Origin of the sequence: Acinetobacter brisouisimilis (assembly GCF_000368265.1) — a bacterium.
Lineage (GTDB): Bacteria > Pseudomonadota > Gammaproteobacteria > Pseudomonadales > Moraxellaceae > Acinetobacter.
The window spans coordinates 1,024,934-1,046,764 of the sequence record NZ_KB851219.1; the positions used below are offsets into that span (position 1 = coordinate 1,024,934).

The 21,831-nt window shown below is 40.9% G+C and carries 18 protein-coding genes; 12 read left to right on the forward strand and 6 right to left on the reverse strand.

Annotated elements, in window-relative coordinates; genetic code table 11:
* The first annotated feature begins 74 nt into the window (after positions 1-74).
* From F975_RS08575 to F975_RS08605, 7 genes are all read left to right on the forward strand, one after another.
* On the forward strand, positions 75-1,505 hold the full coding sequence (locus F975_RS08575; RefSeq protein ID WP_004752330.1) for a pyridoxal phosphate-dependent aminotransferase: 1,431 nt from the start codon (positions 75-77) through the stop codon (positions 1,503-1,505).
* Between the two features lie 485 nt (positions 1,506-1,990).
* Entirely contained in the window at positions 1,991-3,292 is a 1,302-nt protein-coding gene (locus F975_RS08580; protein WP_004752332.1) for a dicarboxylate/amino acid:cation symporter, read from the forward strand.
* A gap of 737 nt (positions 3,293-4,029) precedes the next feature.
* The gene (locus F975_RS08585) at positions 4,030-5,094 is read left to right on the forward strand and encodes a type II asparaginase (RefSeq protein WP_004752334.1); all 1,065 of its coding nucleotides are present in this window, start codon (positions 4,030-4,032) and stop codon (positions 5,092-5,094) included.
* Between the two features lie 147 nt (positions 5,095-5,241).
* On the forward strand, positions 5,242-8,814 hold the full coding sequence (gene dnaE / locus F975_RS08590) for a DNA polymerase III subunit alpha (protein WP_004752335.1): 3,573 nt from the start codon (positions 5,242-5,244) through the stop codon (positions 8,812-8,814).
* A gap of 15 nt (positions 8,815-8,829) precedes the next feature.
* The gene (locus tag F975_RS08595) at positions 8,830-9,675 is read left to right on the forward strand and encodes an RNA methyltransferase (protein WP_004752337.1); all 846 of its coding nucleotides are present in this window, start codon (positions 8,830-8,832) and stop codon (positions 9,673-9,675) included.
* Complete coding sequence (gene cysE / locus F975_RS08600) at positions 9,668-10,477, forward strand: serine O-acetyltransferase (RefSeq protein WP_004752340.1); 810 nt, start codon at positions 9,668-9,670, stop codon at positions 10,475-10,477. Before F975_RS08595 ends, cysE begins: the two co-directional genes overlap by 8 nt.
* A gap of 102 nt (positions 10,478-10,579) precedes the next feature.
* Complete coding sequence (locus F975_RS08605; protein ID WP_004752342.1) at positions 10,580-11,440, forward strand: ABUW_2363 family tetratricopeptide repeat lipoprotein; 861 nt, start codon at positions 10,580-10,582, stop codon at positions 11,438-11,440.
* Between the two features lie 296 nt (positions 11,441-11,736).
* Here the strand turns inward: F975_RS08605 and cysN are convergent, their stop codons facing one another.
* Positions 11,737-13,353: a sulfate adenylyltransferase subunit CysN gene (gene cysN, locus F975_RS08610; protein ID WP_004752344.1), complete on the reverse strand. Its 1,617-nt coding sequence runs from the start codon at positions 13,351-13,353 to the stop codon at positions 11,737-11,739.
* 39 nt (positions 13,354-13,392) lie between these two features.
* Positions 13,393-14,301, reverse strand: a complete 909-nt coding sequence (gene cysD / locus F975_RS08615) for a sulfate adenylyltransferase subunit CysD (RefSeq protein WP_004752346.1) — start codon at positions 14,299-14,301, stop codon at positions 13,393-13,395.
* A gap of 562 nt (positions 14,302-14,863) precedes the next feature.
* Between cysD and F975_RS08620 the strand changes: the two genes are divergently transcribed.
* The 3 genes from F975_RS08620 (at position 14,864) to nfsB (ending at position 16,894) form a co-directional block, all read left to right on the forward strand.
* A complete protein-coding gene (locus tag F975_RS08620; protein ID WP_004752348.1) occupies positions 14,864-15,424 on the forward strand; it encodes a hypothetical protein in 561 nt (186 codons plus the stop codon).
* Positions 15,425-15,619: 195 nt separating this feature from the next.
* Positions 15,620-16,054, forward strand: coding sequence for a hypothetical protein (locus F975_RS08625; RefSeq protein ID WP_004752351.1), 435 nt, complete (start codon positions 15,620-15,622; stop codon positions 16,052-16,054).
* Positions 16,055-16,240: 186 nt separating this feature from the next.
* A complete protein-coding gene (gene nfsB / locus F975_RS08630) occupies positions 16,241-16,894 on the forward strand; it encodes an oxygen-insensitive NAD(P)H nitroreductase (RefSeq protein ID WP_004752353.1) in 654 nt (217 codons plus the stop codon).
* A 48-nt stretch (positions 16,895-16,942) separates the two neighbouring features.
* Here the strand turns inward: nfsB and F975_RS08635 are convergent, their stop codons facing one another.
* The 4 genes from F975_RS08635 to F975_RS08650 form a co-directional block, all read right to left on the reverse strand.
* Positions 16,943-17,797 (reverse strand): EamA family transporter, encoded by an 855-nt coding sequence (locus tag F975_RS08635; RefSeq protein ID WP_004752356.1) that lies wholly within the window; start codon positions 17,795-17,797, stop codon positions 16,943-16,945.
* Between the two features lie 295 nt (positions 17,798-18,092).
* A complete protein-coding gene (fba, locus tag F975_RS08640; protein ID WP_004752357.1) occupies positions 18,093-19,127 on the reverse strand; it encodes a class II fructose-bisphosphate aldolase in 1,035 nt (344 codons plus the stop codon).
* 121 nt (positions 19,128-19,248) lie between these two features.
* A complete protein-coding gene (locus F975_RS08645; RefSeq protein WP_004752360.1) occupies positions 19,249-19,488 on the reverse strand; it encodes a hypothetical protein in 240 nt (79 codons plus the stop codon).
* Between the two features lie 18 nt (positions 19,489-19,506).
* On the reverse strand, positions 19,507-20,694 hold the full coding sequence (locus F975_RS08650; RefSeq protein WP_004752362.1) for a phosphoglycerate kinase: 1,188 nt from the start codon (positions 20,692-20,694) through the stop codon (positions 19,507-19,509).
* A gap of 146 nt (positions 20,695-20,840) precedes the next feature.
* Here F975_RS08650 and F975_RS08655 point away from each other — a divergent pair, with 146 nt between their 5' ends.
* Together F975_RS08655 and F975_RS08660 are read left to right on the forward strand one after the other, a co-directional pair.
* Entirely contained in the window at positions 20,841-21,224 is a 384-nt protein-coding gene (locus tag F975_RS08655) for a DUF2237 family protein (protein WP_004752364.1), read from the forward strand.
* On the forward strand, positions 21,224-21,817 hold the full coding sequence (locus tag F975_RS08660) for a Maf family protein (protein WP_004752367.1): 594 nt from the start codon (positions 21,224-21,226) through the stop codon (positions 21,815-21,817). The genes F975_RS08655 and F975_RS08660 overlap by 1 nt, the downstream gene beginning before the upstream one ends.
* Positions 21,818-21,831 lie beyond the last annotated feature (14 nt).

Sequence of the window (21,831 nt, forward strand, 5' to 3'; positions counted from 1 at the left end):
TTTTATTTAGTAAGTGCTTTTTTGTGAGCAACATTAGTGTTACTCTTAGAACCATTCTTGCTTAGGATTAAAAAATGTCGCAAAAAAAGAGCGTTATTTTTAAAAATCTACTGCCCGTGATTAAACAATATCAACAGGCAGGATTTACGCATGAAAAAATTGTTACATTACTTAGAGATCAACATGACCTTGACCTAGTAACAACTGAAACATTTAAAAGTTATTTATATCGTTATGCAAAAGTGAACCCCACTCCTTCCGAGACCATCAAAATGACGAACACCATCCAAACCCCACGTGAAATTAAAAAGTCATCAAAACTTGAGCATGTTTGCTATGACATTCGTGGACCAGTGTTACGAGCGGCGAATGAGATGGAAGAACAAGGGCATAAGATTATCAAGCTCAATATTGGCAACCCTGCCACGTTTGGCTTTGAAGCACCACAAGAAATTATTAACGACGTTGCTTTAAACTTACCGAATGCGATTGGTTATACAGACTCGCGCGGTATTTTCCCCGCACGTAAAGCAATTTGCCAGTATTATCAGCAAAAAGGCATTCTCAACATGCATGTCAATGACGTGTACATTGGTAATGGCGTATCTGAACTGATTGTCATGGCAATGCAAGGCTTGCTTGATGACGGCGATGAAATGCTGGTTCCAATGCCAGACTATCCGCTTTGGACCGCTGCAGTCAATTTATCAGGTGGTACAGCAATTCACTATAAATGTGATGAGGAAAATAGCTGGTATCCAGATATTGCGGATATGGAAAGCAAAATCACTGCAAATACACGCGGGATTGTGGTCATTAACCCGAACAACCCAACGGGTTCAGTTTATCCGCGCCATATTTTGGAACAGATTGTTGCCCTTGCAAAAAAATATGATCTAATTTTGTTTGCTGATGAAATTTACGACAAAATCATTTATGATGGAATTGAACATGTTGCTTTAGCGTCTTTAGCAGGCAATCATCTGTGCATTTCCTTCAATGGATTATCTAAAGCCTATCGTATCGCAGGTTTCCGTGCAGGCTGGATGGCAATCACAGGCGACAAGTCTCGTGCAACTGATTATATCGAAGGCTTGGACATGTTGGCATCAATGCGTCTTTGTGCAAACCATCAGGCACAATATGCGATTCAAACCGCACTGGGTGGCTATCAGTCAATTAATGATTTGATTCGCCCAGGTGGTCGTCTGTATGAACAACGCAATATTGCATGGCAAATGCTCAACGAAATTCCTGGTGTGAGTTGCGTCAAACCTGAAGGTGCAATGTATTGCTTCCCTCGCCTTGACCCAACAGTATATCCAATTCAGGACGATGAAAAGTTAATGCTTGACCTGTTACGCGCTGAGAAAGTCTTACTGGTACAAGGCACAGGTTTTAACTGGCCAACACCAGATCATTTCCGTGTCGTGTTCTTGCCTGCAGAAAATGAACTGAGAGAAGCAATCACTCGAATGGGACGTTTCTTAGCCACTTTACGTTAAGTTAAATGATGCAATTAAAAAAGCAGCGGTTATTTTAGACGCTGCTTTTTTTTCATATGAAACCCAAGCCAATTTCTTCGAATATAAATTAAAACTAACCAAACTATTTACTCAATTAAAAGCAAAGAATAAAATAAATTATATATTTATCAAAAATATACAAAATAAAAATCGTTTATTATCCCTATTATTCCCCATATTTAATTTTTACTATTTATTAAAATTTTTAATCTATTTCATATCATAGGCAATAAATACTATGTAAAAAATGCATACTACTTTCTTTTTTTGCATTTAACACTGCTTCAAAATCGAGCAACAATGCCAACCTGCACAATAACATTACGACACCCAAATTCGGTCAGAGCAGATACAGATTCAGGAATAGAATCTGTAAAACTGACCGAACTTACAAGGAAAGCTTTCAATCATTCCTAGGCCGCTACTCTCTAGAAAGTGATTGAATCAAATGGATAGAGGTTCGCATGAATCAAAAAAAGCTGCTCAAGTATATTGTATTTGCTATTTTGCTTGGAATTTTGACAGGCTGGATCTGCCATCATTTTTTCAATCAAGGTGAGCAACTTAAGCAAATCGCGTCTTACTTCAATATCATCACAGATGTGTTCTTACGCTTGATCAAAATGATCATTGCACCATTGGTATTTGCGACCATTATTTCAGGTATTGTATCAATGGGAAAATCTGCTTCTCTAGGCAGTATTACCTTTAAATCCATGACTTGGTTTATTACCGCATCATTCGTTTCACTGGCCATTGGTATGGGACTTGCCAATTTTCTCCAACCAGGTGCAGGGTTACATTTAGTCTTGCCGACAGCACAACAAGTCAGTAATGCCGCTCTCCCAGCGACAACAGGATTTACCCTACAATCATTTATGACGCATGTATTTCCTCGCAGTATTGCAGAGGCGATGGCAAATAATGATATTTTACAAGTACTTGTTTTTTCAATCTTCTTTGGTTCTGCGCTTGCCTATGTTAGCCATGGTAAAGAATCAACGATTATCCGTTTAACAGAAGAACTCAGCAAAGTGATGTTCCGCATCACGGATTATGTCATGTCATTTGCTCCAGTTGCAGTCTTTGCTGCAATGGCATCTGCAATTACGTTACAAGGTTTAGGTCTCATTGTTGATTATGGCGTTTTGATTGCCGAATTCTATTTCGGTTTATTCCTACTTTGGATTGTATTGTTCACTGTGGGCGCAATCGTGCTTAAAAAAGATATCTTTCGCTTAGGCAAACTTATTCGTGAACCCGTCACACTTGCTTTTGCAACAGCATCAAGCGAGTCAGCGTATCCAAAAGTCATGGATGCACTCACCAAGTTTGGTGTACCAAAGAAAATTACCAGCTTTGTTCTACCTTTAGGCTATTCATTTAACCTTGATGGTTCAATGATGTACACCACCTTTGCAGTACTGTTTATTGCTCAGGCTTATCATATTGAATTGAGTTTTACCCAACAAATTTTAATCTTGTTGACACTCATGGTTACAAGTAAAGGGATTGCGGGTGTTTCTCGAGCATCTATTGTTGTCATTTCAGCAACACTCACCATGTTCCACTTGCCAGAAGCAGGCATCTTGTTACTACTCGGTATTGACCAATTCCTTGATATGGGACGTACTGCAACCAATGTTGTCGGAAATAGTATTGCTACTGCTGTTGTCGCAAAACTTGAAGGTGACAAGGTAGCCGAAACTGAAGAAGCTCCAGAGCAAGCATTAATTAACCCAAAACAAGAACAAAATATCGCTTAATTTATTTTACTCCTTAACAGAGCAATTTTATTATGGTTATATAAAATTGCTCTTTTTTTACATTTTCAATTAATATTAAAATTTATAATTTTTATATTTATGTCTCAAAAATTAAAACCCCATCATTAAACAACTTTATATAAATAATATAATTCAACCAACCCGTTTCATTTATTTCTATGATAAAAAAAATAAAGATGATACAAATATCATAGTGTAAGATTTTTAATAAAATAATTTTTCAAAAAAATTTACGCCCTGTATTACTTATTTCAAAATTTATTGGCTACTCATGGCTTCATAAACACTATTCACTACAATAGATTTTATTAAAAATCAATAATATAAACAATTAAAAATATACAAAATATCATTTTATGTGTTTTACAAATTACTTTTATGTATTTCTATACAAAAATAATGATATAAAAAATGATCAATCACACAGTATTAAAAAACATAAATCATCATTTATTATTTTTTACCGTTTAAAATTAAATCAAAAGCTGATTATTTTTACAACACTTAGAAAAAATTAATAGATTTTTTTATTATTCCATGTTATTTATTAATCGCAAATAAAAGCAATGACACAGTCATTTTGTTAAAACAAAATATTATTCAATACTGCTTTTTATTAGCTAATGTTTAAACATGCTAAATATGGTATGTATTTCGCTTAAATGCAAGGATGTTTGAACACCATTTACTTTCGTCACTTCATAAGGATATTTTCGATGTTGACTAAAACCGTTAAATCTTTAGGTTTAGCAATGGGCTTACTTGCCTGCTCTCTTCCAATTTATGCCAAAAACAGTGTTGTTGTAGTTGCAACAGGCGGTACGATTGCAGGTGCAGGTGCCAGTTCAACCAACAGCGCAACTTATACGGCAGCAAAAGTTCCTGTCGATGCACTGATTAACGCCGTTCCTCAAGTTCAGGATTTGGCAAATGTGCGTGGTGTACAAGCTTTACAGATTGCATCGGAAAGCATTACCGATAAGGAATTATTAAATCTTGCGCGACAAGTCAATGATTTAGTTAAAAAATCAGATGTAAATGGTATTGTGATCACACATGGTACAGACACCATGGAGGAAACTGCATTTTTCCTGAATTTGGTCGTACATACAGATAAACCGATTGTACTCGTAGGATCGATGCGTCCAAGTACCGCAATGTCTGCCGATGGCCCACTGAACCTGTATAGTGCAGTCGCGTTAGCATCTTCAGAGTCAGCCAAAGGCAAAGGCGTCATGGTGATGATGAATGATAGTATTTTTGCTGCGCGCGACGTCAGCAAAACCATCAACATTCATACCAACGCTTTTGCAAGCCAATGGGGTGCTTTAGGCACGGTCGTTGAAGGTAAACCTTACTGGTTCCGCGAAACCCCTAAGCGCCACAACAGTTCTTCTGAATTCAACATTGAATCTATCAAAGGTGACAGCTTGCCTTTAGTTGGTATTGTCTATGGTTCAGATAACATGTTGCCACAATCATACCTTGCACTTCAGCAAGCAGGGGCAAAAGCGATTATTCATGCAGGTACAGGAAATGGTTCAGTTGCCAACTACATCGTACCAACCTTGAATAAATTACAATCTGAAGGTGTGCAAATCGTGCGTTCATCTCGTGTGCCTCAAGGTTTTGTGTTACGTAACGCAGAACAACCTGATGATAAATACGGCTGGGTTGCAGCACATGATTTAAACCCTCAAAAGGCGCGTATTTTGACTGCTTTAGCACTCACAAAAACCAAAGATGCCAAAGAAATTCAGCGTATGTTCTATGAATATTAATTTATAAACAGCTGCATAGATCCCGAGGCCTTTGACTTCGGGATTTTTTTATCAAAACTGCATAGATTTTCCACAAAGAAAAATTACAGGCTTATATTGTAGAAATAGCATGTTAAAATAAACGTTGCTTTCGCGAAGGACGTTTTTATGCAGCAGTTTGTACATCTTGGTATCCATACAGAGTTTTCGATTACCGAATCGATTGTTCGTATACCTGATCTGATTAAAACTGCGGTAAAACAAGAAATGCCCGCCTTGGCATTGACTGACTTGTCGAACCTGCATGCTGCGGTCAAATTCTATAAATCCTGCTTGGGCAAAGGCATCAAGCCGATTTTAGGTAGTACCATTCGCCTAAACGATGCTGAACATAAAGCTACCCTACTCGCAATCGATAACCACGGTTGGCGCAGTATTACCGAACTGGTTTCTCAAGGTTATATCGAAGGGCAACAACTCGACATTCCTTGCATCAAAAAAGAATGGATCCTTAATCAGAACGAAGGCATTATTGTCCTGCTTGGCATTCACAGCGATGTCGGTCAACTGCTCTGCTCGTCCAATCCGCAAAAAGCTGAGCCACTGTTTCAAGAATGGCATGAAAAGTTTGGCAATCGGGTTTACTTCGCACTTACCCGCACCAACCGTCCTAACGAAGAAATTTTTATTTCTGAAGCAATTAAACTTGCCGCCAAATATCAGGTTGGTGTTGTCGCACACAATGACGTGCACTTTATTACTGAAGAAGATTTTGAAGCTCACGAAGCCCGCGTCTGCATTGCCGAGGGTTATGTTTTGGCAGATGATCGCCGCCCACGTCTATACAGCCCTGAGCAGTACTTTAAAACTGCTGAGCAAATGATTGAGCTGTTTGCAGATATTCCAAGCGCGATTGACAATACCGTCCAGATTGCTAAACGTTGTAATGTCAGTTTACGTCTAGGCAAATACTTCTTGCCTGACTATCCGATTCCTGAAGGCTTCACCATCGACACCTATTTTGAGCATTTAGCCAAAGAAGGTCTGGAAGAACGCCTTGAACAGCTTTATCCAAGCGCAAAACGCGATGAAGACTGGACAGAAATACGTCAACCTTACGACGAACGCCTACGTTACGAAATCGATATTATTCTTAAAATGGGGTTTCCAGGCTACTTCCTCATCGTGATGGACTTCATTCAATGGTCGAAAAGTAACGGCGTCCCTGTAGGACCTGGGCGCGGTTCAGGTGCAGGCTCACTGGTTGCGTTTAGTCTAAAAATTACCGACCTTGATCCTCTGCGTTATGATTTGCTGTTCGAACGTTTCTTAAACCCTGAACGTGTGTCCATGCCCGACTTTGACGTCGATTTTTGTATTGCAGGGCGTGACCGCGTGATTGACTATGTTGCACGTCACTATGGACGCGATGCAGTATCACAAATTGCGACTTTTGGTACGATGGCAGCGAAAGGTGCAATTCGTGACGTAGCGCGGGTACTGGGTAAGTCTTATGGTTTGGCAGATCGTATTTCTAAAATGGTTCCGACCAAACCTCTCGGTGTGGACTTAGTCACAGCCATTGAAATGGAACCGCAGCTCAAAGATATAGTGACCAATCCATCTAACCCAGACTATGACGATGCGTCAGAAATCTGGGAAATGGCGCTGAAACTCGAAGGCATCACCCGAAATACAGGTAAACACGCAGGTGGTGTGGTGATTGCACCAACCAAAATTACCGACTTTTCTGCGGTGATTTGTGATGCAGATGGTACCAACCGCGTTGCCCAATACGATAAAGACGATGTTGAATCAGCAGGTCTGGTCAAATTCGACTTCTTGGGTCTGCGTAACCTGACCGTCATTGAAGATGCTATCCAAAACATCAATAAGCGCCGTGCGGCAGATGAGCAATTGCTCATTTCCAATGTTGCCTTAGATGACCCTCACGCCTATAAAATCTTTGCTGAAGCCAACACCACGGCGGTATTCCAGTTTGAATCCGTTGGTATGAAGCGCATGCTCAAAGAAGCACGCCCGAGCAAGTTTGAAGAGATTATTGCGTTTGTATCTTTGTACCGCCCAGGCCCAATGGATCTGATTCCTGACTTTATTCACCGTATGCACGGTGGCGAGTTTGAGTATTTACATCCACTGTTAGAAGGTGTCCTCGAACCAACGTACGGCATTATGGTGTATCAGGAACAGGTAATGCAGGCGGCGCAGTACTGCGCGGGCTATACCCTCGGTGGTGCGGACTTACTGCGTCGTGCCATGGGTAAAAAGAAACCCGAAGAAATGGTCAAGCAGCGCCAAATCTTTATTGAAGGTGCGGCTAAAAAAGATATTGATGAAGCCACAGCCAACCATATCTTTGACTATATGGAAAAGTTCGCAGGCTACGGTTTTAACAAATCGCACGCCGCAGCCTATGCACTGGTTGCCTATCATACTGCATGGCTAAAAGCACACTACCCTGCTGAATTTATGGCGGCGGTGATGTCTTCGGAAATGCAGAACACAGACAACGTGGTATTCTTGATCGATGACTGCCGTAGCAATGGACTAGAGGTCTTTCCACCATCGGTCAACATGTCACTGTATCATTTCCATGCCAGTGCTGAACGTACTATTGTTTATGGTTTGGGAGCGATTAAAGGCGTCGGTGAGCAAGCCATGCAATCTGTGATCGAGTCTCGCGAAAAGGATGGTCCTTATCAGGATTTATTTGATTTCTGCCACCGCATTGACCTGAAAAAAATCAATAAGCGTACCCTCGAAGCCCTGATTCGCGCGGGTGCGCTTGACTGCTTAGGTATTGAACGTGCAAGCCTGATGGCACAGCTTCCTGAAGCAGTGCAAGCAGCCGAACAGGCACGTCAAAACCGTGAAACAGGCATTATGGATCTGTTTGGTGAAGTCGAAGAAGTTCAGCGTAAGCCTGCAAAACCTGTTAAACCGTGGTCAGATGAAGTACGCTTAAAAGGTGAAAAGGATACGCTGGGCTTATACCTGACGGGTCACCCGATTGATGTGTATCGCTCAGAACTCAAAGCATTTATTCCAAGTAAAATTAGCGAATTGAGTCCGACCCGCCGAGGACAAACCACTGTATTTGCAGGTTTAGTGATGGATGTTGCCAACTTCCCGAACCGTATGATGATCACGCTTGATGATGGCACAGCCCGTATTGAAGTCAGTTGCAACCATGAACGCTTCCAGCGCTTTAAAGAAATCATTCAAAATGAGCGTGTGGTGATCATTGAAGGTGAAATTTATGAGCGTGAAGGCTTTGAACGCCCGATGGCGCGTTTAACCAAAGCCTTTGACCTCAACGAAATTCGTCAAAAACGTGCACAGAATATTCAGATCAAACTTGATCAGCACAATTTTAGCCCAAGCCTATCGACAGATTTACAGCAACTGTTACAACCCTTTAAGCAATTGCCCGAGTATCAACATATTCCTGTGGTCTTAAAACTCGATTTTAGCTATGCACAGGCAGAACTGCATTTTGCTGATCACTGGAAAATCGCACCTACAGATGATGCTTTGCGTAAACTGCGGGATTATTTCGGTAAAGATGCACTGTATGTGGAATACCACGTCAAGTCCAAAGCGGCTAAATCCATCAATCTTGAAGAAGCTCAGGTGGCAAATGTACCTCCTCCGCCTGCCGACATGAGCATGGATGAAGCACTTGATTTATATCAAGCTGAAGTCAGTCAGTATTCGTAACATTTTGGAATAACTATGAAAACTTTTGATAATGCGATGGTGTCATCGCATTTAAACCATGTACGTATTGTCATGGTCAACACCACTTTACCTGCCAATATTGGCAGTGCCTTGCGTGCCATGAAAACCATGGGGCTCAGCAAACTGGTACTGGTTGCACCAAAAACTTACCCACATCCAGATATTGATGCTTTAGCTGCAGGCGCAACCGATCTGATCGAACAGATTGAAATTGTAGAAACGCTTGAGCAAGCAATTGCTGATTGTCACTTGGTGTTTGGCACCAGTGCACGTAGCCGTACCATTCCTTGGCCTCTGCTGGATGTGCGTCCTGCCAGTGAAAAAGCCTTGCAAGCTGTGGTACAGCAGCAACAGGAAGTTGCGATTATTTTTGGGCGTGAAGATCGCGGTTTGACTAATGAAGAACTGGCGCTTGCCAACTACCATGTGACTATTCCAGTCAATACAGAATATGGCGTGTTAAACGTTGCTCAGGCGATTCAGATTATTTGCTATGAACTACGGATGGCAACGCTCGCATACGAACAACAAGACAATAACAACGATGTGCAAAGCATGCCTGTAAATAACCAGATTGACATGCACTGGGATGAACCACTGGTGACTCAGGAACAGATGCAACAATTTTATCCGCATTTAGAAAAAATGCTTGAAGAAATTGAATTTTTAGATCTAAATAATCCAAGACTACTGCCACTACGTTTACGCCGTTTATTCGGCAGAATTCAGCTTGACCGTATGGAATATAATTTATTACGCGGTATCTTTACCCGTGTACAGGCGCTCAGCCAAGGCAAATGGAAAAAATCAACAGATAAGGAGGATCAGCCCCATGTTTAAGCAGCTCAAAGAAGATATCAATGCTGTTTTTGCTCGAGATCCAGCCGCACGCAACACTTTGGAAGTTTTAACAACGTATCCTGGGATTCATGCTTTGATCATGCACCGCATGGCACATGAACTGTGGAAGAAGAACTGTAAAGGAAGTGCGCGTGCCTTATCCTCTTTTAGCCGTTTTGTGACAGGGATTGAGATTCACCCAGGTGCAAAAATTGGTAAGCGTTTTTTCATTGACCACGGTATGGGTGTGGTGATTGGTGAAACCGCAGAAATTGGCGATGATGTGACGTTATATCATGGCGTGACACTCGGAGGCACGACATGGAATAAAGGCAAACGCCACCCAACCCTTGAAGATGGCGTAATTGTCGGTGCGGGTGCCAAAATCTTAGGGCCATTTACCGTACATAAAAATGCCAAAGTCGGTTCAAATGCTGTTGTGACTAAAGAAGTTCCTGAAGGTGTAACTGCTGTGGGCAACCCTGCTCGCTACATCTTTAAAGATAAAGATAAAAATGCTGAAGAGGCGCGCCGCCGTGACTATGCTGAACAAATCGGCTTCCAACCGTATGCAGCATCTCAGGATCAAACTGATCCAATTTTAGAAGGTATTCGTGTTTTACTTGATCGCATGCAAAACAATGAGCAACGCATGAATACACTATGCCAACGCTTGTCTTTGCTTGACCCGACCTTTAAAAAGCAACAAACTGAACAGCAACCGTATAGTGAAGAAGAGCTGAAAATTATTGAGGAAGTGCGTCGCGAGTGTGAATCTCAGACTCGTCAGTCAAAAATCTAAAACCGTGAATAGCATACTGTTACACGCTTGTGCTTGTATGCAGTTTTGCTTTTTTTTAGACTTCTGAAATATCGTTTGCCATCAACCACATTGGAAACCAAGATGAGATTACAATCTATAGCAACTATGCTGATGACAGCAACATTTCTTTCAGCATGTAGCCCTGTTGCTGTAAAAAATAATAATAATTCTCAAAATACCCCGATTGTTTTTACTGAACCAGAGGTCAGCCCGCCATTTTATGCGTTGAACCCATTTAACTATACTGCGCCACCTGCCTTTGAAATTGACTTAAAAAATGCAAATACCAACAAGCTTATTATACCAACCATTGGTAATAAGCAAGCCAACATGAAATATGCGGCGTCAGCAGGTCAAAATGAACTAGATGTCACACATATTGATGACTTTTTACAGCTCGTTGAAGGTAAAGCACGCCACTATCCACCACAGTTTACAAATCGTAATGAACGCCGTGGTTATGAAGCAAAATTACGTGAAATCAGCGTTCAGCTTGATGCTTTAGCTAGCAATGACAATGCATCTTATGATGTTTTAGTTCGTGCATTTAAAGTCAGCGTCATGGCGCGTAATTTGGATATGGGAACACAGTACACCACCAAATCACTCAAATATGCACAACGCCTTATCAAGATGAATCCAAATGATCCAACCACAAACTTCTGGTTTGGTTTTTCTTTATCTGAAGGTGGCGGTCAGCATGAAGCTGTTCCTTATTTAGACAAAGCCATGAAAGGTGGTGTTCAAGAGGCTTATTTGTCTGCGGTCAATAATTATTTATTCCTTGAACAACGCAAAAATGCGCTTGCAACTTTGTCAACTTATAAAGCTAAATACCCTGAAGAACGTCAAGTTGCTGATCGTTTATTGATGGAAATTCAAAAACAAGGTCGCACCAATGTTTGGGAAAACCTAACTGCCATGAAACAAGGCCGATACTAAAACATTCTCTAAGTTTTAAATCTTGTCATGACCTGAAATAGACTGGCAGTTTCATATAAAACCGAGTTAAGCAATTGACTCGGTTTTTTATTTTCTCAGCAGATTTAAACTCAAATCTAAGCAGTAAATGAATCAAATCAGTTTCCTATATAAATTGAAGCATTTACGGATACGAATAAAATAAGATTCAAAAATATAAGCCGATTTCAAAGCATGAGTAGAATTTAATAAAAAAGCCCAATCATCTAATTGGGCTTTTTCGTTTATTCAGTTGATATATCAACTGAAACTAAAACTTAGAGTTGTACAAGCTCTTGGATATATTGAACCGCAGCATCAAACTCGGTCAATGTAACAGTCGAATCGGCCTGTTCAGCATCATCAACAATCACAACCACACCTGTTTCACGTAACAAACTGATTTGTTCAGCAGTTAAGCCTGCTTTAGCTACTGCAACCACACCTGTTTCAAGCAATGCACGTTCAAGCTGTTGCGCCTGAGCAAACACTTCAGCAGTCACAGCCAATACCGCAGGTTTTTGACCTAAACGTGCAGCACGCTCTTCAGAAGTCACAGGGCTTGTATGTGCAGTCCACTCAACAGACTCTTCCACCATACCAGCGCCAACAGTGACGTTGTTCAAACGGTCGATGAAGATGAATGAACCTGTGTAACGGCTGTCTTGATAACGATCAAATACCACTGGCGCATCAAACTCGATGGTGACATTAGCAATTGCGTTCAATTCCAATGCTTCAACCTGAACATGCTCAAGTGTGTTGACATTGGTACGGAAGTTAATCGCAGTCACTTTTGCAGGAACAGTTTGTGTACCCACTTTCAAGTTATACAGCTTACCGACCACCAACGAATGATCAGCCATCCACACCACAGTTGCTTTCACTGAACGAGAAATCGTTGGAGCCGCTTGATCTGCACGTACCAGCATGTTACCGCGTGATACATCGATCTCGTCATTTAACGTCAACGTCACTGCTTGACCTGCAAATGCGTGTTGCAAATTGCCGTCAAAAGTTACGATTTCTTTCACAGTTGAAGACTTACCTGATGGTAAAGCCACAACTTTATCGCCTACGTTGATTTCACCCAGCGCAATTGTGCCTGCGAAACCACGGAAATCGAGGTTAGGACGGTTAACATACTGCACAGGGAAGCGGAAATCGTGTTTTTCAGTATTACGATTAATCTGAACCGATTCCAGCGTACCCATCAAGGTTTCGCCTGTATACCACGGCGTGTTTGCAGATTTATTCACCACGTTATCGCCATTCAATGCAGAGATTGGCGTAAAGATGATGTTGCTTGGCTTACGGTCACCCAACTGGTTCACGAAGTTTGCATAGTCCGCTTGAATCTCATTGAAGCGTGCTTCAGAGAATTCCACCAAGTCCATTTTGTTGATCGCAACAATAATGTTCTTAATGCCGAGCAAGCTCGCAATATACGTGTGACGACGAGTCTGGGTTTGTACACCATAACGCGCATCGATCAAGATGATCGCAAGGTCACAAGTAGACGCGCCTGTTGCCATGTTACGCGTATATTGTTCATGCCCTGGAGTATCCGCAATGATGAACTTACGTTTTTCAGTTGAGAAATAACGGTAAGCCACATCAATGGTAATACCCTGCTCACGCTCTGCTTGCAGACCATCTACAAGAAGTGCCAAGTCAGGTGCATCGCCTGTTGTGCCGACTTTTTTACTGTCACGGGTAACCGCTTGTAATTGATCTTCATAAATCAATTTTGAATCATACAGTAGACGACCAATTAAGGTACTTTTACCGTCATCGACATTACCACAGGTTAAAAAACGCAGTAAGTCTTTGTTTTCATGTTGTTTCAAATACGCCAAAATATCTTGGCTAATTAGATCTGATTGATGCGACATCGCTCAAACTCCACAAATTCGTTATAAATCAGTATTTGCTTAGAAATAGCCTTCTTGCTTTTTCTTTTCCATCGAGCCTGCTTCATCATGGTCAATCATACGACCTTGACGCTCAGAGCTTGTAGCTAAAAGCATTTCTTGAATAATTTCCGGCAAGGTATCCGCAGTTGACTCAACTGCGCCTGTTAACGGATAACAGCCAAGCGTACGGAAACGTACCGATTTCATTTGTGGAACTTCACCTTCACGTAGTGGGAAGCGCTCATCATCGATCATGATCAGTGTGCCATCACGTTCAACCACAGGGCGTTCTGCAGCCAAATACAATGGAACCAATGGAATATTTTCCAAATAAATATATTGCCAGATGTCTAGCTCAGTCCAGTTAGACAATGGGAAAACACGGATGCTTTCGCCCTTGTTGACTTTACCGTTATAGATATTCCAAAGCTCTGGGCGTTGGTTTTTCGGATCCCAACGGTGTTTGCTGTCACGGAACGAATACACACGCTCTTTGGCACGTGATTTTTCTTCGTCACGGCGCGCGCCGCCAAAAGCAGCATCGAACTTGTATTTATCCAACGCTTGTTTTAAACCTTGCGTTTTCATGATGTCAGTATATTTTGAACTACCGTGATCGAACGGGTTAATATTCTGCGCGATACCTTCCAGATTTTTATGTTCAATCAATTCAAGACCAAGTCGCTTAACCATTTCATCACGGAAAGTGATCATGTCCTTGAATTTCCACCCAGTATTCACATGCAATAATGGAAATGGCAATTTTGCAGGATAAAAAGCCTTCATTGCCAAATGCAACATTACTGCTGAGTCTTTACCAATCGAGTAAAGCATGACGGGATTTTCAAATTCCGCAGCGACTTCTCGAATAATATGAATACTTTCAGCCTCAAGCTGTTTAAGGTGAGTTAATCTTTCCTCAGTCATTGATATACCCAGCTACACGGAGATTTTGCGCTTTATGTTAGCATGTCTGAAGCATAATAGTGCGGCTCTAAATCATTACGATTTCTGAATACCTAAATCATTTTTTCTACTTTAGAAGTTTTATTTTTCAAAGGTTTGCTGATTAAGCATTTAGCTCATTTGCAGTTTTATTCATAAGCTATGCATTATATTTCATATAGACCAACCACGCTAAAGCATCGTGTATTTTTATATCAAAAGATCATCTTCTGTTGCATACATTACACAAATATAAACTTTGATTTAAAACTTTCATCAATCGACTTGTTTCATAATTGCCTACACCCTCTTTATTTTTCTCCCTGAGTGAAATTGAAATATATTCCAATACAGCGCAAGAGAAATAAACAGGGCTTATGCAAGAAGTCTAATCTAACCGATTGTTACTTCTAAAAGGGATTTAAAAATATTGGAATGGTTAAAATACCGAATTAAAACTTGGTGCAATCTAGGATATTTGACAGATCACAACTTTTCTCCCTATGATCAAAACAAATCATCATAAAAATTAATGTAACAAGCGATGCCTATCAACAATAAATATCTATCTCACTATCATTTTATAGAAACCCATTCGATAAAAATCGCAGCATCTCAAGCGGATGTAATGCATGCTGTGCTCAATTACCAAGGTGATGATGACGCTTTTTTCAAATTTGCAATTGGCTTAAGAGAGCTACCCATCAGACTTCTTGACAAAATCACGGGGCAACAACGCATTTCTAAACAAGCCTTCGGTTTAGATAATTTCACAAAATTAGAACACATCGAACAGCAAGAACTGATGATGGGGTTGGCGGGAAAATTTTGGAAACTTAATTATGGGCAAGAGCCTATTCTTGATGCAGCATCTTTTTTAGCATTTTCAGAATCAGGCTCGGCCAAACTGACGTTGCATTTTTGGGCTGAAAAAATCAGTGACACGCACACACTACTCACGACTGAAACACGTGTATTTTGTGTAGATCACAAAGCATTGTCTAGCTTTCGACCCTATTGGTATCTGATTCGGCCTGTGAGTGGCTTAATTCGCAAACGCATCTTAATGAAAATCCAAAAGAATTGTCAGGTTCAACATACCTAATTCATTAGACCTCTTTCATCAGTACCTTTTATTTCTCGCTATAGGAAAAATAAATAATTGTATTAGCCCCCGCTAAAATGGACAGATAACTCGCTAATTTTAGCGACCTGAACTACCAAAGTCTTGTTATCTAAGTTCAGTTTTCTTGGGGATGTGATTCTTATTTAAAAATGCATGACTCTTTAGGAGCTAAAAATGGGTTTTGTTTTTGAAGAAATTTCTCAATCCGATAAAAATAAATATAGATTGGAAGATAGCGTTAAATACTGGTCAATAGATAGAGAACGACGTTTATTTATTTGTGGTGGAGGAACTGCCAATAGGTTTATGCAACAAGTTATGGATGAGATTGATTTTATTAATGATTATTTATTTTTTCTGGGACAGGATAATGAACGCTATGCAGTCCATCTATCTAAAGGCAAAGGAACAACTAATAAAGCAGAATTGAGAAATGATGAACCTTGGGTTTATGTTTGGGATAAATTTATTAAAATAACGGATTTAGAAGGTAAGGTTATAGATGACACATCTATTTTTTATGATTCTATAAAAAATGGTTTAAAGTCTTTTGGCGGCGGATTTAGAAATATTTTTACACCAAACTTTGTTGTCAATTTCAATTTTTAAAAATTAGAGAACATCATGGGATATCTTATAGCAAAGTAAGCAAATGATTTATGAAAGAAGTCTAAAAGAGATATTTCACACAGTTTCACGCATTCTCTTACGGTAATTTTGTTGTGTTTTGAGAGAATGTCCACATATTATCACATGATGAGTTAAACCCGAATTTGATCATAATTAGGATAGCATATGGATCTTTTAGCCCTTGCCCAACAACGCTACACCACCAAAGCATACGACCCAAATAAAAAAATCCCGCAAGACCAGATTGATCTTCTCCTTGAAGTACTACGTTTAGCTCCTTCATCGATTAACATCCAGCCTTGGCATTTTTTGGTGATACAAAGCCCTGAAGCGAAACAACGCATAACCAAAGCCATGACTGGAAAATATGCCTACAATGCGCCTAAAGTACTCGACTCTTCACATACCATTGTGTTGTGTACAAGTAATGACGCTACTGAAGCCTATTTGGAACAACTGGTTGAGCGCGATGATGAATTAGGTCGTTTCAAAGATGCAGCAACTAAACAGGCACAACGTGAAACCCGTGCAGGCTATATCGACTACTATCGCAACGAAAAAGGCAATATTAAGCACTGGATGGAAACCCAGACCTTTATTGCACTTGGCGAATTGCTTTTGGCTGCACCGATTTTAGGAATTGATGCTACTCCAATTGGCGGCTTTGATGATGCTGTGATGAATCAAGAATTTGATTTAGTTAATCAGGGTTATCATAGTTCAGTCGTGTTAACTTTGGGCTATCGCAGCGAGCAAGACTTTAATGCCAAATTACCAAAATCACGCTTAAGTAAAGAAGAGCTATTTACTATTCTTTGATTTTATTCATTTCGTTTTACAGTACAGTATAGCTTAGGCTATTTTAGCTTAAGCCATACTCATCGCTAAACATGCCACGCCAACAAGGCTCAACAGCAAGCCCACAACAGTCATTAGATTTGGCTTTTCCTTGAAGTACAGTAAACCGCTCAGTACGCCCAATGTCACCACACTGACATTCATTACCACAAAAACTACCGCAGGTGCATCTTTGAGTAATTGATGAGCTTGGACATATAAGGCAATATTGGCAAAGTTCAGTACACCAAGTAACACGCCCGCTGGTAAGTTTTTGCGTTGCCATTGCTGCTTAGAGAAACTCACAAAAACTGCTGAAGTAATGCCTGCCAGCATAAACATCAGATTTAGACTCAAGGCAAACTGCTGACCCAGACTGCTATTGTATTTCAATAAAATATCAATCAGTGCGTAACCCACCCAGACACTGGCAAGAAACAGCCCTGCTTTGCTAGATTGTGCTTGTGGCATCACCTGTGTTTTCGCAGCGATCAAACTCAGTACCGCCACAATACCCAGTACCACACCCCATAGTTTCAGGTTAGAAAATTGCTCATGAAAGACAAAATATGCCGCCAGTAACGACAGAACTACTGATAAACGCTGAGCAACTTCGGTTTTGATAATGCCTGCATGTTGCAAAGATTTGGCCAAGCAGAAAAAAATTGTTGGCAATAACATTCCCAATAAGCCAATCAACCACCACGGTGTTGCCTGTAAACTCAAATGCATAAAGTCAGGTTTAAACCACAACCAGCATAAAATACTCGCCGTAACATAATTCCAGACAATCATTTGTAAGGCTGAGTAATCTCGTTGCTTAAATTGTTTCAACACAATAGACACCGCAACGCTACACAGTGCAGCGAAAAAAATGAAGCTCATGTATACACATCCGGGTTTTGATACATTGGACGAAAAATATTGGTGTGGTTTGCTGAATGATCCAAGATAAAAAATCATGATTACAATCGTTAATTTTTCACTTTAAATCACTGTGTATCGAGAATGATCAACCGATGTAACAATAAAACATTAAGTTTTTACTTGCGGCTTTTTGCATCGGTTTTGTTTAATTGCCAATTCATCAGTGTATACAGCATATGGATCAAAGCCAGTGCACTTTAAAATAAAAAACCGCCCTTTCAGACGGTTTTTTAAAATCAAGTCAACGACTCAATTAATAACGTTCAACCATTTTCTCTAAAGAAATTGGGCGAATTTTGTCAGCATTACCCGAAGTACCAAATGCTTCATAACGGTCGATACATACTTGTTTCATTGCATCAACAGTTTTCGCGAAGTATTTACGTGGGTCAAATTCAGCAGGGTTTTCTGCCAAGAAACGGCGGATCGCACCTGTAGATGCCAAACGCAAGTCAGTGTCGATGTTGATTTTACGTACACCGTGCTTGATCGCTTCAACCAACTGCTCTACTGGCACACCGTAAGTCTCGCCAATGTTACCGCCAAATTCGTTGATGACTTTCAACCATTCTTGAGGAACTGAGCTTGAACCGTGCATCACAAGATGTGTGTTTGGTAATGCTGCATGAATTTCTTTAATGCGGTCAATCGCCAAAATGTCACCTGTAGGTGGGCGAGTAAATTTGTACGCACCGTGTGAAGTGCCGACTGCAATTGCCAAGGCATCTACGTTAGTGTCAGCAACGAACTGAGTCGCTTCTTCAACTGAAGTTAACAATTGAGAATGGTCAAGTACGCCTTCTGCACCCACACCATCTTCTTCGCCTGCCATACCTGTTTCAAGGCTACCCAAACAACCGATTTCACCTTCAACAGAAACGCCACACGCATGTGCCATTGCAACAACACGACGAGTCACATCAACGTTGTAGTCATAGCTAGTTGGTGTTTTACCATCAGTTCCCAAAGAACCATCCATCATGACTGAGCTAAAGCCCAACTGGATTGAACGTTGGCACACGTCAGGGCTAGTTCCGTGGTCTTGGTGCATTACCACTGGAATATGTGGCCATTCTTCAACTGCTGCCAAAATCAGGTGACGCAAGAATGGTGCGCCTGCATATTTACGAGCACCCGCAGATGCTTGCACAATAACAGGTGAGTTAGTTGCATCTGCAGCTAACATAATTGCACGCATTTGTTCTAGATTGTTTACGTTAAATGCTGGTACGCCGTAGTTATGTTCTGCAGCGTGATCCAAGAGCTGGCGCAACGAAATAAGTGCCATAGTATCCTCCCAGGTAGTGGGCCTTATTCTACATGTTGCTGAATAGCAATTCAGCATCAAAAAACATCATTTAAAAAAAAATCCCTGCATAGGCAGGGACTTTTATTAAAAAATCAACAAATCATTGGACTTTTGCTTCGGAAACTGGCGCATCAGCATCTTTGACATCTGTATTTTTTTCGTCCAGTACAGGTTTATCTAAAGCATTGATTTGCGCTTGCTGTTCAGGTGTCGTTGGTTTGTCATCTTCTGATACAATCACAGATGCCTGCTCAGTTTTGGCTTCCTCTGACTTTTTTGAACATGCAGTGAACGCAAGAGATGCAAGACACGCCAATGCAATGATCAGTTGTTTTTTCATAAAACGCTCCTAATCGGCTTAGGCGCGCTCAAGTAAAACTGCAACTGCTGGCAAAGTTTTACCTTCTACAAATTCTAAAAATGCACCGCCACCCGTTGAAATATAACTGATTTGAGATGCAACGTTATATTTGTCAATCGCAGCCAATGTGTCACCACCACCCGCAATTGAGAAGCCTTCACTTTCTGCAATCGCCAATGATAAGGCTTTTGTGCCTTCGCCAAATTGATCGACTTCAAACACCCCAACAGGTCCATTCCATAAAATAGTTTTGGATTGTTTCAATAATGTTGCAAAAGTTGCTGCTGTTTCTGGCCCGACATCCAAAATCATGTCGTTTTCAGTAACATCTTCAACTTTTTTCACAACCGCAGGTGTATTGGCTAAAGAACCCAAGAAGTCTTCGAAGTTGATTTGAGTTGCATCAGCAACCACAACGTCAGTTGGTAAAGGTACAGATACTTTTGCAGCAATCGCTTTTGCAGTGTCAATCAAGTCTGCTTCGTACAATGATTTACCCACATTGAAGCCTGCCGCTGCAAGGAAGGTATTGGCAATACCACCACCAACAATCAACTGATCACAAAGGGTTGAAAGTGAAGTCAATACATCTAGCTTAGTAGATACTTTAGAACCTGCAACAATCGCCACCATCGGTTTCGCTGGAGTTTGTAAAGCGCGACCCAAAGCATCAAGTTCAGCAGCAAGCAAAGGACCTGCGGCAGCAACAGGAGCAAAACGTGCTACACCTTCAGTTGACGCTTCTGCACGGTGTGCTGTACCAAAAGCATCCATCACAAATACATCACAAAGTGCAGCGTATTTTTGTGCAAGCTCAGGGTTATTTTTCTTTTCGCCATGATTAAAACGAACATTTTCAAGCAATACTACCTGACCTGCTTGAACTTCAACGCCATCTAGATATTCAGTGATGAGTTGTACATTTTGACCGAGTGCTTCAGTTAAATATGCTGCAACAGGCGCTAAAGATTGTTCTGGTTTTGGCTCGCCTTCCACTGGTCGACCAAGGTGTGAACACACCATGACCGCAGCACCTTTTTCAAGTGCAGCTTTAATTGTTGGAAGCGCAGCACGTAAGCGTGCATCACTGGTAATCACACCATTTTTTACAGGCACGTTTAAATCTTCACGAATAAGGACGCGTTTCTCCGTTAAATCAAGGTCTGTCATGCGCTGAAAATTCATGGAATGCTCTCTTTTGCGTTTGTGGAAATTAAAAATCGCGCCATTTTAAATGATTATGCAAAAAAAAATTAGCTTCTTTAGTAGAAAAGCTGTAGAAATATGTGGTTTTGATTATGATAAAGCATCTTTAAAAAAAATTAACATGTATGTTTATTCATCCAGATCCAAAAATCAACCGCCTGAACGTCTTTGGTGATGCACTGGCAAGTTGCTGTTTTGACCCGATTACGGGCTATTTTCGTAATGGTTTTTGCCATACAGCAACGACCGACTTAGGGCAACATACGGTATGCGCTAAAATGAGCGCGGACTTTCTGAATTTTTCACAAAAAATTGGCAATGATTTGATTACACCACTGCCCGAAATTGGTTTCCCTGGGCTTAAACCTGGTGATTTTTGGTGTATCTGTGTCACCCGCTGGGTGGAAGCCTATGAAGCAGGTCATGCACCCAAGCTCAAACTACAGGCTTGCCATCAATCTGTGCTGAGTTATGTTCCACTCGACATACTCATGGACTTTGCCGTCTAATGAAACAACATCAGATTATTTTGGCATCAAGCAGTCAGACCCGAAAAGCATTGATGGATCGTTTGGGATTGGATTATCTCGCCATTGCTCCCGATATTGATGAATCGAGCCAGCAAGAAACCCATGCCGATGATTTGGCAAAACGTCTGGCTTTTGAAAAGGCCCGTGTGATTGCCGAGCAATATCCTGATGCGATTATAATTGGCTCAGATCAGGTGGCATGGCGTGAAACTGCACCACAAGACTTTATCGGTAAACCCCTGAGCCTTGAAAATGCCATTCAGCAGTTACAGCTCAATTCGGGCAAAACGGTTTACTTTAGTACAGGTTTGAGTGTGCAACATCTGGCTTCAGGTTTTCAGCACACACTGATTGAACGTTACCAAGTGCAGTTCCGAGAACTCAGCCTCACTGAAATTCAGCGCTATATTGAAAAAGATCAACCCCTGTACTGTGCAGGTAGTTTTAAATGTGAAAGTCTAGGAATTAGCCTATTTGCCAGCATGACTGGACAGGATCAAACTACTTTGATGGGGCTACCAATGATTCAACTGTGTAAACTACTGCGTCAACTCAATATTCAAATTCCTTAATTTTTTAAAGGTAC